This window comes from Nocardioides terrae, from assembly GCF_900112345.1.
Taxonomy (GTDB): domain Bacteria; phylum Actinomycetota; class Actinomycetes; order Propionibacteriales; family Nocardioidaceae; genus Nocardioides; species Nocardioides terrae.
On sequence record NZ_FOLB01000001.1, the window covers coordinates 177,893 to 191,712 of the forward strand.

Here is a 13,820-nt window from a genome sequence, read left to right on the forward strand (position 1 = left end):
GTCTCGCGCCCAGGGGTGACCGTCCGCGGACACCGCTGGTTCGTCGAGGTATGGACCGTCAGCACGACCGGGGCCGGCTGGCAGGATGCCGATGTGCTCTTCCCGAACGCCGATCTCGACCGGATCGCCTCCGGCGAGATCGACCTCGCCTTCCGGACGTGGACCCGGCCGATGCACGTGGCCGGCGGGCGGCAGCGGACCCGGATCGGCGTGGTCGAGTTCACCGAGGTCGCGAAGGTCGACCCGGCAGAGCTCACCGACGAGGACGCCCGCCGGGCGGGCACCGACCTGGCCCGGCTCCGGGCGTTCCTGTCCCGGAAGGACGGCGACGTCTACCGGGTCGGCGTGCGGTTCGCCGGGGCCGACGAGCGGGTCGCGCTGCGGGCGAAGCGGCCCGGGCGGCGTCAGGTCGCCGAGGTCCTCGACCGGCTCGCCGCCATGGACCGCCGCAGCCGGCGCGGGCCGTGGACCCGCGAGCACCTCGAGCTCATCGAGGCGCGTCCGGCCGAGCTCGCCGAGACGATCGCGGCCAGCATCGGACGCGAGAAGAAGCCGTTCAAGGCCGACGTACGACGGCTCAAGGAGCTGGGGCTGACCGAGAGCCTGCCGGTCGGCTACCGGCTCTCACCTCGTGGTCGGGCGGTGCTGGAGGCGCTGCGCGGGCTCTAGCCCACGTCGGTCGCGAGCAGGTCGTCGACCGTCTCGCGGCGGACGATGACCCGGTAGGACCCGTCGCGCACGGCGACGACCGGCGGCCGGAGCGCGTGGTTGTAGTTCGACGCCATCGAGCGGCCGTAGGCACCCGTCCCGGGCACCGCGACGAGGTCGCCGGGCTGGATGTCGCCGGGCAGGAACTCGTCCTTGACCACGATGTCGCCGGACTCGCAGTGCTTGCCCACGACCCGGGCCAGCACCGGCGTGGCCGCCGAGGTGCGTGAGGCGAGCGTGCAGGAGTAGTCGGCGTCGTAGAGCGCGGTCCGGATGTTGTCGCTCATCCCGCCGTCGACGCTGACGTAGGTCCGGCTGGCTCCGCCGTCCAGCTGCACCTGCTTGACCGTGCCGACCGTGTAGACGGTGATCATCGACGAGCCGACGATGGCGCGGCCCGGCTCGATCGAGAGGCGGGGGACGTCGATGCCGAGCGCCGCGCACTCGCCCTTCACGATCCGGGTGATCTGCGCCGCGAGGTCGGCGGGGTCGGCCGGGTCGTCCTGGGTGGTGTAGGCGATGCCGAAGCCGCCGCCGAGGTCGAGCTCGGGCATCACATGGCCCAGCTCGTCACCGATGCGGGCGTGCAGGGCGAGCACCCGACGCGCGGACACCTCCCAGCCGGACGTGTCGAAGATCTGGCTGCCGATGTGGCTGTGCAGCCCGCGCAGGTCGAGGCTCCCGGCGGCGAGGACGCGCGACACCGCCTCGAAGGCGGAGCCCGAGCTGATCGAGAACCCGAACTTCTGGTCCTCGTGCGCGGTGGCGATGAACTCGTGGGTGTGCGCCTCGACGCCGGCGGTCACGCGGACCATCACCGGCTGCAGCACGCCGAGCTCGCCGGCGACGTCGGCGACCCGCTCGATCTCGACGAACGAGTCGACGATGATCCGCCCCACGCCCTCGTGCACGGCCCGGCGCAGCTCCATGGCCGACTTGTTGTTGCCGTGGTAGCCGATCCGCGTCGGGTCGACCCCGGCCCGCAGCGCGACGGTCAGCTCGCCGTCGGAGCAGACGTCCAGGAGCAGACCCTCCTCGACGACCCATCGGGCCACCGCCGTCGAGATGAACGCCTTGCCCGCGTAGTAGACGTCGTAGTCGGCGAACCCGTCGCGGAACGCCCGGGCGCGGGTGCGGAAGTCCTCCTCGTCCAGGAGGTACGCCGGGGTGTTGACGTTCGCAACGACGTCCGGGACCGGGAGACCGCCGACGCGCAGCACGCCGTCGACCTTCTCGGCCGTCGCCGGCCACAGCGCCGGTACGAGCGCGTTGACGTCCTGGGGCTCGCGCAGCCAGAACGGCGACGTGCCGGCGTAGTCGCCCGGCGGGACCCGACCGCTCACATCCGCTCCGGGGCGGAGACGCCGAGCAGGGCGAGGCCGTTGCCGACGACCGTCTGGGTCGCGACGACCAGCACCATCCGGGCGATGTTCGCAGGCATCACCGGCTCGTCGCCCTGCGGCAGCATCCGGCACTCCTTGGTGTCGTACCACTTGTTGAAGACGGAGGCGGTCTCCTCGAGGTAGCGCGCGACCCGGTGCGGCTCGCGCAGCTCCGCCGCCGCCGCCACCACCCGGGGGAACTCCGCCAGGGCGCGCAGCAGCTCGCCGTCGCGCTCATGGGCGAGCAGCGAGGGGTCGAACTCCGTGGCCGAGCCGTCGGCGAGGCCGGCCGGCAGCACCATGCCGAGGTCGGCGGCGTTGCGCAGCATCGCGCAGGTCCGCGCGTGGGCGTACTGCACGTAGTAGACCGGGTTGTCGTTGGACGCCTTGGTGATCTCGGCGATGTCGAGCGTCAGCGGGCTGTCCGCGGGATAGCGGGCCAGCGAGTAGCGCAGCGCGTCGACGCCGATCTCCTCGGCCAGCTCGGTCAGGGTGACGATGTTGCCGGCACGCTTGGAGAGCTTGACCTCCTGGCCCTCCCGCAGGATCTTGACCAGCTGCCCGATCATCACGTCGAGCGTCTGGTCGGGGTCGTCGCCGACGCAGGCGGCCATCGCCCGCAGCCGGCCGACGTAGCCGTGGTGGTCGGCGCCGAGCAGGTAGATGCAGTGGTCGAAGCCGCGGGCGCGCTTATTGAGGTAGTAGGCGGTGTCGGAGGCGAAGTAGGTCAGCTCGCCGTCGGACTTGATGAGGACGCGGTCCTTGTCGTCACCGAAGTCGGTGGTGCGCATCCACAGCGCGCCACCCTCCTCGTAGACGTGCCCGAGGTCCTTGAGCCGCTCGAGGGTGTGCGGGACGCCGCCGTCCTCCTGGCCCTCCTCGTGCAGCGACAGCTCGGAGAACCACACGTCGAAGTGCGTGTTGAAGCTCTCGAGCGACTCCTGCTGCTCGGCGAGCTGGAGCTCGTAGCCCTTGGCCCGCACAGCGGCCGTCCGCTCCGGCTCGGGCAGCTCGAAGATCCCGGGCACCGCGTCACCGACGGCCTTCGCGAGGTCGTCGATGTAGCCGCCGGCGTACCCGTCCTCGGGCTTCTCCTGACCGGTGGCCGCGGCGATGATCGAGGCGGCGAAGTGGTTCATCTGCACGCCGCGGTCGTTGATGTAGAACTCGCGCGTCACGTCGGCGCCGGCGGCGGAGAGCACCCGGCCGATCGCGTCACCGAGCACCGCCCAGCGGGTGTGCCCGAGGTGGAGCGGGCCGGTGGGGTTGGCCGAGATGAACTCGACGTTGATCCGCTGTCCGGCGAGCGTCTCGGTGTGTCCGTACGCCGGCCCGGCGGCGACGACCTGCGCTGCGACCGCGCCCTGGGCGCCGGTCGAGACGGTCACGTTGAGGAAGCCGGGCCCCGCCACCTCCACGCCCGCCACACTGTCGTGCTCGGTGAGCCGGGCACCGATCAGCTCCGCGAGCGAGCGCGGGTTCGTGTGCGCCTTCTTCGCCAGCTGCAGCGCGACGTTGGTGGCGTAGTCGCCGTGACCCTTCTGCCGCGGTCGCTCCACCGTCACGCTGGCCGGGACGCCGTCGGGGAGGGCGAGGACACCGTCGTCGGACAGCGTCGTCAGGACGTCGACGATCGCGGTGGAGAGCTGCTCAGGGGTCACCGGTCAAGCCTATCGGGGGCGCCCGGTTTCACCTGCACCGATATCGCCCGGTAGGGTCATGCCCGCATCGCTCAGCGGTGCGGGCCTCCGTAGCTCAGGGGATAGAGCACTGGTTTCCGGTACCAGGTGCCGCAGGTTCGAATCCTGCCGGAGGCGCCCTCGAGATGCCGGCCCTGACCGTACGACGGTTGGGGCCGCTCTGCATTTTCTCCACCTCGACTTGTCAAGCACCGAGGCGGCGTGTCGATGCGTATTTTGCCCAACGGGGTGACGGCTGCGCGATCTGGGGTTACGGTTCCGTCACACAGGTCACACCAATCACATGCGCCACTGCTCTCGCAGGGCGCCGAGCGGAGGGGCGGTGCGATGGCGCTGCTTGGTACTCATCCGAGGCGACGACTCGTCGCCGCAGCAGCGGCAGTGGCCGCCGTCGCACCGACGGCGAGCATCGACATCGCACACGCGGACACCACCGTCGCGGCCGTCGTGTTCTACACCCCCGTCGATGCCCAGACGGCCCGCACCGGGAGCGGCGTCCACCTGCTGCTCGGCACGAGTGGAAAGTCAGTCCAGCTGAGCTACAGCACCGACGACGGGGCCAACTGGTCCCCCATCGGCGGCCCGTTGACGCCGAGCGCGGGCATGGTGGACACGACGTGGGTGACGGCTATCAGCGGCAAGGTCGACCTCCAGGCCACCGCCTCGCTCACCGACGGAAGCACGAGCAGCGACGTCGTCGAGGACCTCATGCTCTCCCCCACCGGGGGCACGCAGTTCACCGAGCCCAACAAGACCGACCCCTCCACGCACGAGACCCTCTGTGGACCGTTCGTCCGTCCGCGGATCAAGGTCGTGAAGGGCACCTGCTCGGCCGTCCCGCTCGGCTTCTACACCTCCCGCCTCACCGGCCTGACCCAGGCACGGGTGTCCGGCAGGACGACCGGAACGGCTGTGCACTCCGCGATCGCCCCGGCGCTCGGCACCTCCGCGCCGGTCGCCGCCGCCGCTGCTCCGTCGGGCGGCTACTTCCGCCTGCCGGTGACCCTCAGCCCGGCCCAGGTCGCGGCCCGCCGCGCGGTCGTCCGCGTCACCGACGGCGTCTCGTCGGAGGCCGTCGAGACGCCCCTCTACGCCCAGATCGTCACCCACGTGCGGTCCACCGCGATCCCCTACGCCGGCGGTTACGTCATCCGGACGCAGCTCGCCGACCAGTACGGCCAGCCGGTGGTGGGCGCTCCGGCCCGGCTGACCGGCTACGCCAACGGCTCCTCCACGCCGGTCAACCAGCTCGTGGCGACCGACGTCAACGGCGAGGCGACCTTCCCGAGCGTCGTACCGCCGAACGGCTTCTACATCGCCGTCGCGGACCTCGACCTCAACGGCTCGAAGGCCGCTTCGGAGCCGAGCTTCGAGACCGTCGTCGGCCATCTCGCCCACGCCGCACCCGGGCGGGCGCTCTACCACAACAACGCCAGGGCCAAGGGCGCCGGCGGCACGGTCGGCGACTCGCGGCGGGGCACGGCGAACGCGGCCGCCCGCCGCTACCAGTGGATCGACCAGGACGGGCACCTGTCCTACTCCACGCTCGCCGCCCGGCGCGGCGGCACCCGACAGGCGTCCCAGCCCGGGCACCTCACTTGGGTGAACGCCCACGGGGCGCCGTACAACCCGCGGTGGCTCGGGAGGGGCCGGTTCGAGACGCGGGTGTGGTCGGGCATCAGGAAGCGGCGCGGCCTGCGCAACGCCGACATGACCTTCCAGCAGAACGCCGCCCGCGGCCTCTCGGTCGAGTGGGAGGTGAAGGACATCCGCCCGTTCGCCAAGACCGCCGTCCTCAACACCGCCTTCGCGAGCCTGGCTGCCAGCGCACGGCGCGCCTACGGCTCCAACTGGCAGAACCGGGTGCAGATCAAGGTGCTCTCGAACCTGTCCGGCGGGCAGAGGTTCGGGCTCCGCGTGCTCAAGGCCGCGCACGCGCACGGCTTCAGCACGATGTACCTGGCCCGCGGCGCCGCCACCCGGCACCAGATCCCCGCGTCCGCCCACGGGTACGTCGACTTCGTCCGCGGCGCGGCGGGCACCCTCTACGCCTACGACCCGCCGGCGTGGCAGAAGGACAAGCCCGTGCCGAAGGACCCGGCCCTCACCGCGCGCTGAGCGCGGGTCACCCCTGGGCCGGCCCTGAGTCGGGTGCGCCGCTGCTGTCGGCGAAGGTGAAGAACGAGATCTTCCCGTCCGCCTCCAGCACGGCGTACTCGATCTCCGCTGTGCGCAGGATGCCCTGCTCCCGCGCGGCGACGAGGACGTCGGCGACCGAGAGCCGCTCACGCCTCATGTGGCCCTCCAGCGGCCGCCCGTCGGCGAAGACGAGCACCGGCCTGCCGGTCACGACCGGCCGGGTGCCCGGGAGGCGCCACTGCAGCCAGGCCAGGCCGACGGTGAGCAGCGCGAACGTGCCCACCGCCAGCATCGCGCCGGTCACGGAGTAGTCCTGCTGGGTGACGGACTGCTGCACGAGGTCGCCCATGGTGACGTAGAGCAGCAGCTCGAAGGCGCTGAGCTCCCCGAGCGTGGACCGGCCCGCGGCCCGCGTGACGATCCACAGGAAGACGAAGACGACGAGCGCCCGGAGCACGATCTCCATGCCTGTTCCTCTCGGTCTCTGGGGCGATCAGGGCATCAGGAACGTGTGGAAGTCGACCGACGCCACGCGCTGCCCGTCGTCCACGACGCTGACCGTGCCCGAGCGGCCGATCTGCGAGGCCGGCTGGATGTAGGCGTCGTAGGAGATGATCAGGGTGTCCCCCTCGGGCTTCTTGAAGGTCAGGTAGCGCGTGTCCGCGTCACGGGTCTCGTCGGACGGCTCGGGGTTGAAGCCCTGCGTCTCGAAGATGTCGAAGTAGGCGCCGGTCACCGCGATGGTGACGTCGTCGTCGAAGCCGCCCGCATGCGTGACCGTCACCTCCCACGGCACGTCGAGCCCTGGTCGGGCCACCGCCGCGTGCCGCAGCGAGAGCGTCCAGCCGGACTCGCTCGCCTCCGACGTCGTGCTGCGTACGCCGAGCAGGCCGGCGAGCCCCGCGGCGACGAAGCAGAGCAGCAGCACCAGGAAGGCGCGCCGCAGCCACACCGCGGCGCGCGCCTCGCTGGTGCTCTCGAGTCCGTCCAGGGTGGACGCCGGGATCCTCACAGCTCGGACAGTGCGCTTTCGATGGCCCGGTGAAACGTCGGGTAGGCGTAGATCATCGTCCGCAGCGTCGCCACCGGGATCCGCGCGTGGACGGCGAGGGTCAGCATTGAGATGATCTCGCCGGCGTACGGGCCGACGACGGCGGCGCCGACCAGCACGCCCGTCGAGACGTCCTCGACGACCTTGACCAGTCCGTCGCTGCCCGGGCCGTGCGTGTAGCCCCGCGAGGAGGCGCCCAGGTCGGTCTGCCCGACCTTCACGTCGAGCCCACGCGCCCGGGCGTCCGCCTCGGTGAGCCCGACGCCCGCCACCTCGGGATCGGTGAACGTCGTGTGGGGCACGGCGTGGTACTCCGCCGTCGGGCCGTCCTCGTCGAGGATGTCGCGCGCGGCGATCTCCGACTGGTACATCGACAGGTGGGTGAAGGCGCCGTGCCCGGCGACGTCGCCGATGACCCACAGGCCGTCGGCGGCCCGCATCCGCTCGTCGACGCTCACCGCATGCGGGTCGAGACCGACCGACTCCAGGCCGATCCCGTCCAGGTTCGGGATGCGACCCGCACCGACCAGCAGCCGCTCCGCGCTCAGCCGGGTGCCGTCCGCGAGCCCGAGGGTGAAGGTGCCATCGGCGTACGCCGCCGTGGCGAGCTCCGCCCGCGTGAGCACCCGGATCCCCTCGCGCATGAAGACCTGCTCGAGGAGCGCGGACGCCTCGGGCTCGTCGCGCTCGAGCAGGCGCTCGCCGTGCTGGAGGACGGTGACCCGAGAGCCGAAGCGGGCGAACGCCTGGGCCAGCTCGACGCCGATCGGTCCGCCTCCGACCACGACGAGGGAGGCCGGGACGGCGGTGGCGCGCACGGCGTCCCGGTTGGTCCAGTAGGGCGTTCCCTCCAGCCCGTCGACCGGCGGCACGGCCGGACGGGTGCCCGGGTCGAGCGCCACCCCGCGCCGCGCCGTGTAGGTGGTCTCGGAGCCGTCGGCGAGGGTCACCACCACGCGGCGCGGCCCGTCGAGCCGGCCGGTGCCGTGGTGGACGACGGCGCCGGCGTCCTCGAGCCGCTTGACCGCGACCGCGTCGTCCCAGTCGGCCGTCGCCTCCGCGACGCGTGCGGCGACCGGCGCCCACGACGGCTCGAGCGACACGTCACCGGCGAGCTCGCCCGCGCGCCTGGCCTCCGCGAGGGCGTCGGAGGCGCGCACCATGATCTTGGTCGGGATGCAGCCGTAGTAGGGGCACTCGCCCCCGACCAGGTGCGCCTCGACCGCCACCACCTCGAGTCCCGAGGACGCCGCCCGGCTGGCGAGCGCCTCGCCGCCGGGGCCGGTTCCGATCACGACCAGGTCAACCTCAGGCATGCGCTCGCCTTTCGCTCGGGTCAGCTCACCAGGGGCTGATGCACTTCGAGATCACTGCGTCCTTCTTGGCATCCTCGCCCATCTCGTGGGCCTCTTGCACGAACGGCAGCACGACGCTCTGCCCGGCGATGTTCCCGATGTCGCCCTGGACCACGCAGTTGGTCACCTTGGCGGGGTCGATGTCGGCGAGCACGTGGCCGAGCTTGAAGAGCTCGACGGGCGAGAGATCGGTGTGCAGGTCCCTCATCGCCGACAGGACGCCCTTGGCGATGAAGCCGGCCTTGTCGCGGTTGCGGCGCACCTTCCTCTGGATCGCCTTGACGACGACCTGCTGGTGGGCCGACCGGTCGAAGTCGCCGCGCAGCAGCGCGTGCCGGATGCGGGAGTAGGCCATCGCCTCGTAGCCGGTCAGGTGGATGTGCCCCGGCTGGAACCCGTTCTTCTTCAGCGCCTCGTCGTCGAAGTAGAAGGGGTTGTCGATGTCGATGCCGCCCATCTGACCGACGAGGTCCTGGAACTTCTCGAAGCGGGTGATGAAGACGTAGTCGGGCTGGATGCCGACGAGGTCGCCGACCACCTGGCCGAAGAGCTTCGGGCCGCCGAAGTAGAGCGCCGCGTTGATCTTGTTCGAGCCGTGGCCGGGGATGTCCACCCAGGAGTCGCGCGGCACGCCGAGGATGGCTGCCGCCCCGGTCCTCGTGTTGATCCCGACCATCTGGATCGCGTCACCGCGGCTGTGCGTCATGTCCTCGCCCGGCCGCGCGTCCGAGCCGACGGCGAGCACCCAGACGACGTCGCGGCCGATGTCGACGCCCTTGGCGTGCTCGGTCGCGACCAGCACGGTGTCCGGCTCGTGCCTGACGTCGCCGGGCAGCGCCACCAGCGTCAGCCCGAGTACGCCGGCCAGCGCGACCGTCGCCGCCGCCCGGCGCCTCAGCAGCCGACCCAGGGTGTTCGTCAGGGCGCTCATGATCCGCTCTCCGGGGTCTCGGTGGGGCTGGCCGGCGCGGCCGGCGCGGCCGGCGTACGCGTGATGTCGAACGCGAAGACCTTCCAGCCGTCGCCGTCAGGGGTGAGGTCGAGGGTGCCGGTGACCTCCTGCGGGCCGGTCAGGGCTCCCTCGGTCTCGAAGGCCAGGTCGACGGTGGCGGTCACGCCGACCGGCTTCTGCTTCACGGCCAGGACGTCGAGCGACACCGAGCGGCTCGTCGCGTCGGCCTTGTCGAGCCGGTCCGAGATGGCCGCGTTGGTCATCAGGGCGAGGTCGCCCTGTGCCTTGACCGCCGCCCCGGGGGTGAAGGCCGCGAACGCCGCTGAGTAGTCCGACCGGGGGAAGTCGCCGAGGTAGGCGGCGTCGAGCCAGTCGTCGACGACGCTCCCGACCGCCTCGGCCAGTGCGTCGCGTCCTGCCGCGGGGAGCCTGCCCGTGACGGTCGCGACCTGTGCCCGGGCAGCGGTGGCGGCGTCGGCGCCGTCCGAGGCGCCGTCGCTGCGCGCCGACGCGTCCCCGGAGCGCTCGTCGTGGTCGCCGGTACTGCATCCCGCAAGCGTGATCCCGCTCACCAGAATGGCCGCCAGGACCCTCGTGGTCCGTCGTCTCATGGCCCTTCGCTCTCCCGTTCGTGTGGTGTCCACGACACCATGCCGGAATGCGGACCCCGACGCCTGCATTTGGTGGCGTGTGGGTCTAGCCTTGACGACCGGAACTCGTTCCACCGCATCGACAGCGCGCTCATTTCCGGAAGAGGCGATCCAAGCCGTGCCGCAGCCTTCAGGCAACCCGTCCCCCAACTCCACCGAGGTCCCCGCCGAGTTCGGCGCGAACGAGTGGCTCGTTGAGGAGATGTACGACCAGTACAAGAAGGATCCAGGCAGCGTGGATCCGGTCTGGAAGAAGTTCTTCGAGGCAGGCAACGGAACCCCTGCGACGGCGGGCAACAAGAACGGCACCGCCAAGATCGCCGCCCCCGCGGCCCCGGCGGCCCCCGAGCAGTCGACGCCGGCGGCCAAGCCCGCGGCCAAGCCCGCGGCCGCCACGCCCGCGCCCGCACCGGTCGCGAAGCCGCGCCCCGACAACACCAAGGCCGCCGAGCCGGCCAAGGGCACCACCAACCCGGTCCCCAAGGACGCGCCCGTCCCCGCGAAGGCGGAGGCCGCCGACCAGCCGACCTACACCGTGCTGCGCGGCGCCCCGATGCGCACCGCGCAGAACATGGACGTCTCCCTGACCGTCCCGACCGCCACGTCGGTGCGCAGCGTCCCGGTCAAGCTGCTCTGGGACAACCGCACCGTCATCAACAACCACCTCGCCCGGGCCCGCGGCGGCAAGGTCTCCTTCACCCACCTGATCGGCTACGCGCTGGTCCAGGCGGTCAAGGCGATGCCCGAGATGAACGTCGGCTACGACGTCATCGACGGCAAGCCCAACCTGATCACGCCGGCTCACATCAACCTCGGCCTGGCGATCGACGTCCCCAAGCCCGACGGCTCGCGCCAGCTGCTCGTGCCCAGCATCAAGGGTGCCGAGGCGATGGACTTCGCCGGCTTCTGGGCGGCCTACGAGGAGCTCGTCCGCAAGACGCGTGACAACAAGCTCACCGTCGCCGACTTCCAGGGCACCTCGGTCAGCCTCACCAACCCCGGCGGCATCGGCACCGTCCACTCGGTGCCGCGCCTGATGAAGGGGCAGGGCGCCATCATCGGCGTCGGCGCGATGGAGTACCCCGCCGAGTGGCAGGGCGCCAGCGCCGACGCGATCGCCAAGACCGGCATCAGCAAGGTCATGACCCTCACGTCGACGTACGACCATCGCGTCATCCAGGGCGCGCAGTCGGGCGAGTTCCTCAAGGTGATGCACGAGCTGCTGCTCGGCAAGAACGGCTTCTACGACGACATCTTCCGCTCGCTGCGGATCCCCTACACTCCGATCCGCTGGAACGTCGACGTCGCCACCAGCCACGACGACCAGATCAGCAAGCAGGCCCGGGTCCTCGAGCTGATCCACGCCTTCCGGGTGCGCGGCCACATGATGGCCGACACCGACCCGCTGGAGTACAAGCAGCGCAGCCACCCCGACCTCGAGGTCGAGAACCACGGGCTGACCCTGTGGGACCTCGAGCGGGAGTTCCCGACCGGCTCCTTCGGTCGCCACGACCGGCCGTTCATGAAGCTGCGCGACATCCTCGGCATCCTCCGCGACTCCTACGTGCGGACCACGGGCATCGAGTACATGCACATCCAGGACCCCGAGCAGCGGCGCTGGATCCAGGAGCGAGTGGAGCGCCCGCACGAGAAGACCCCGCGCGAGGAGCAGCTGCGCATCCTGCTCAAGCTCAACGAGGCCGAGGCCTTCGAGACGTTCCTGCAGACGAAGTTCGTCGGGCAGAAGCGCTTCTCCCTCGAGGGCGGCGAGACCGCGATCCCGGTCATCGACGAGATCTGCGAGGCGGCCGCCGAGGCCGGTCTGGACGAGGTCGTGATGGGCATGGCCCACCGTGGCCGGCTCAACGTGCTCGCCAACATCGTGGGCAAGTCCTACAACCAGATCTTCCGCGAGTTCGAGGGCAACATCGACCCGCGCACCGTCCAGGGCTCCGGCGACGTGAAGTACCACCTCGGCGCCGAGGGCGAGTTCGTGGCCGGCTCCGGCGACACCATCAACGTGTCGGTCGCGGCGAACCCGTCCCACCTCGAGACCGTCGACCCGATCCTGGAGGGCATCGCGCGCGCCAAGCAGGACGTGCTCAACCAGGGCGAGGCCTTCCCGGTCCTCCCGCTCCTGGTCCACGGCGACGCGGCGTTCGCGGGTCAGGGCGTGGTCGCGGAGACGCTCAACCTCTCCCAGCTGCGCGGCTACCGCACCGGCGGCACCGTGCACGTCGTGATCAACAACCAGGTCGGCTTCACCACCTCCCCCGGCTCGTCGCGCTCCTCGCTCTACTGCACCGACGTGGCCCGGATGGTCCAGGCGCCGATCTTCCACGTCAACGGCGACGACCCCGAGGCATGCGTCCGGGTCGCCCGGCTGGCGTTCGAGTACCGCCAGGCGTTCCACAAGGACGTCGTCATCGACCTGGTCTGCTACCGCCGTCGCGGCCACAACGAGGGCGACGACCCGTCGTTCACCCAGCCGCTCATGTACGACCTCATCGAGCAGAAGCGGTCGGTCCGCAAGCTCTACACCGAGTCCCTCATCGGTCGTGGCGACATCACGATCGAGGAGGCCGAGGAGGTCCTGCGCGACTACCAGAACCAGCTGGAGCGCGTGTTCACCGAGGTCCGCGAGGCCGACAAGAAGCCCGAGGCGTGGACCACCGTCCCGGACTACCCCGAGAAGCCCGCCGGCGAGACCCAGACAGCCGTCTCCCCCGAGGTCCTCAAGCGGATCGCCGACGCCTACGTCACCCCGCCGCAGGGCTTCACCGTCCACCCGAAGGTGATGCCCCAGCTCCAGCGCCGCGCGACCTCGATCACCGAGGGCGGCATCGACTGGGGCACCGGTGAGCTGCTCGCCTTCGGCTCCCTGCTGATGGAGGGCCGCCCGGTCCGCCTCGCCGGCCAGGACTCGCGCCGCGGCACGTTCGCCTCGCGGTTCGCGACGATCATCGACCGGCACAACGCCGACGAGTGGACGCCGCTGGCCAACCTCACCGAGGACCAGGCGAAGTTCTACGTCTACGACTCACTGCTCTCGGAGTACGCCGCGCTCGGGTTCGAGTACGGCTACTCGGTCGCCCGCCCGGACGCGCTGGTCCTGTGGGAGGCGCAGTTCGGTGACTTCGTCAACGGCGCCCAGACGGTCATCGACGAGTACATCTCCTCGGGCAAGACCAAGTGGGGCCAGGACTCCGGCGTCGTGCTGCTGCTGCCGCACGGCTACGAGGGCCAGGGCGCCGACCACTCCTCGGCGCGCATCGAGCGGTTCCTGACCCTCGCCGCCGACGACGCCTTCGTGGTCGCCCAGCCGTCGACGCCCGCGTCGCACTTCCACCTGCTGCGGCGGCACGCGCTCGGTGAGTTCCACCGGCCGCTGATCGTGCTCACCCCGAAGTCGATGCTGCGTCGCAAGGAGGCCGCCTCGCGGCCGGAGGACTTCACGACCGGCTCCTTCCAGACCGTCGTGGGCGACGCCACCGCCGACCCCGCCCAGGTCGAGACGCTCCTGCTGTGCTCGGGGCGCATCACCTGGGACCTCATGGTCGACCGCGGCAAGCGGGAGAACGGCGGCAAGTTCGCCATCGCGCGCGTCGAGCAGCTCTACCCGTGGCCGGTCGAGGAGCTCAAGGCCGAGCTGGCCAAGTACCCGAACCTCAAGCAGGTGCGCTGGGTCCAGGACGAGCCGTTCAACCAGGGTCCGTGGCCGTCGTACGCGCTCAACGTGGTGCCGCAGCTCGGCATCGCCGTCGAGCCGATCACCCGCCAGGCGTCCAGCACGACGGCCGTCGGCACGGTGAAGCGCCACCTGGCCGAGCAGTCGGTGCTGCTCGACCGGGCGTTCGCCTGAGCTCTGCTGCCAGGCCCGGGC

Annotated in this window: 10 protein-coding genes and 1 tRNA gene; 4 read left to right on the top strand and 7 right to left on the bottom strand. The window is 71.0% G+C overall.

The window, feature by feature from the left end; all coding sequences use genetic code 11:
- Positions 1-15: 15 nt before the first annotated feature.
- Positions 16-669, top strand: a complete 654-nt coding sequence (locus tag BM236_RS00840) for a hypothetical protein (protein WP_245750055.1) — start codon at positions 16-18, stop codon at positions 667-669.
- Here the strand turns inward: BM236_RS00840 and lysA are convergent.
- Together lysA and argS are read right to left on the bottom strand one after the other, a co-directional pair.
- Positions 666-2,051 (bottom strand): diaminopimelate decarboxylase, encoded by a 1,386-nt coding sequence (gene lysA / locus BM236_RS00845; protein WP_091119125.1) that lies wholly within the window; start codon positions 2,049-2,051, stop codon positions 666-668. The genes BM236_RS00840 and lysA overlap by 4 nt on opposite strands.
- Positions 2,048-3,751: an arginine--tRNA ligase gene (gene argS, locus BM236_RS00850; protein WP_091119127.1), complete on the bottom strand. Its 1,704-nt coding sequence runs from the start codon at positions 3,749-3,751 to the stop codon at positions 2,048-2,050. The genes lysA and argS overlap by 4 nt, the downstream gene beginning before the upstream one ends.
- 83 nt (positions 3,752-3,834) lie before the next feature.
- Between argS and BM236_RS00855 the strand changes: the two genes are divergently transcribed.
- Both BM236_RS00855 and BM236_RS00860 read left to right on the top strand, forming a co-directional pair.
- Positions 3,835-3,907, top strand: a tRNA-Arg gene (locus tag BM236_RS00855).
- 264 nt (positions 3,908-4,171) lie between these two features.
- Entirely contained in the window at positions 4,172-5,908 is a 1,737-nt protein-coding gene (locus tag BM236_RS00860) for a hypothetical protein (RefSeq protein WP_091119130.1), read from the top strand.
- 7 nt (positions 5,909-5,915) lie between these two features.
- On the opposite strand, the gene BM236_RS00865 is transcribed toward BM236_RS00860, so the two are convergent.
- From BM236_RS00865 to BM236_RS00885, 5 genes are read right to left on the bottom strand one after another with little or no spacing between them, the layout of a single operon-like run.
- Positions 5,916-6,395, bottom strand: a complete 480-nt coding sequence (locus BM236_RS00865; RefSeq protein ID WP_091119132.1) for a DUF421 domain-containing protein — start codon at positions 6,393-6,395, stop codon at positions 5,916-5,918.
- Between the two features lie 27 nt (positions 6,396-6,422).
- A complete protein-coding gene (locus tag BM236_RS00870; RefSeq protein ID WP_091119134.1) occupies positions 6,423-6,941 on the bottom strand; it encodes a hypothetical protein in 519 nt (172 codons plus the stop codon).
- Positions 6,938-8,296, bottom strand: a complete 1,359-nt coding sequence (locus BM236_RS00875) for a dihydrolipoyl dehydrogenase family protein (protein WP_091119136.1) — start codon at positions 8,294-8,296, stop codon at positions 6,938-6,940. Before BM236_RS00875 ends, BM236_RS00870 begins: the two co-directional genes overlap by 4 nt.
- A 25-nt stretch (positions 8,297-8,321) precedes the next feature.
- Positions 8,322-9,266: an LCP family protein gene (locus BM236_RS00880; protein WP_091119139.1), complete on the bottom strand. Its 945-nt coding sequence runs from the start codon at positions 9,264-9,266 to the stop codon at positions 8,322-8,324.
- Positions 9,263-9,898 (bottom strand): hypothetical protein, encoded by a 636-nt coding sequence (locus BM236_RS00885; RefSeq protein ID WP_139229986.1) that lies wholly within the window; start codon positions 9,896-9,898, stop codon positions 9,263-9,265. The genes BM236_RS00880 and BM236_RS00885 overlap by 4 nt, the downstream gene beginning before the upstream one ends.
- Before the next feature lie 148 nt (positions 9,899-10,046).
- Between BM236_RS00885 and BM236_RS00890 the strand changes: the two genes are divergently transcribed.
- Positions 10,047-13,799 (top strand): multifunctional oxoglutarate decarboxylase/oxoglutarate dehydrogenase thiamine pyrophosphate-binding subunit/dihydrolipoyllysine-residue succinyltransferase subunit, encoded by a 3,753-nt coding sequence (locus tag BM236_RS00890; protein ID WP_091119901.1) that lies wholly within the window; start codon positions 10,047-10,049, stop codon positions 13,797-13,799.
- Positions 13,800-13,820: the final 21 nt, after the last annotated feature.

Coding starts and splice junctions, on each gene's coding strand:
- BM236_RS00865 (WP_091119132.1), bottom strand. CDS start 6,395: ATGGAGATCGTGCTCCGGGCGCTCGTCGTCTTCGTCTTCCTGTGGATC.
- BM236_RS00875 (WP_091119136.1), bottom strand. CDS start 8,296: ATGCCTGAGGTTGACCTGGTCGTGATCGGAACCGGCCCCGGCGGCGAG.
- BM236_RS00880 (WP_091119139.1), bottom strand. CDS start 9,266: ATGAGCGCCCTGACGAACACCCTGGGTCGGCTGCTGAGGCGCCGGGCG.
- BM236_RS00885 (WP_139229986.1), bottom strand. CDS start 9,898: ATGAGACGACGGACCACGAGGGTCCTGGCGGCCATTCTGGTGAGCGGG.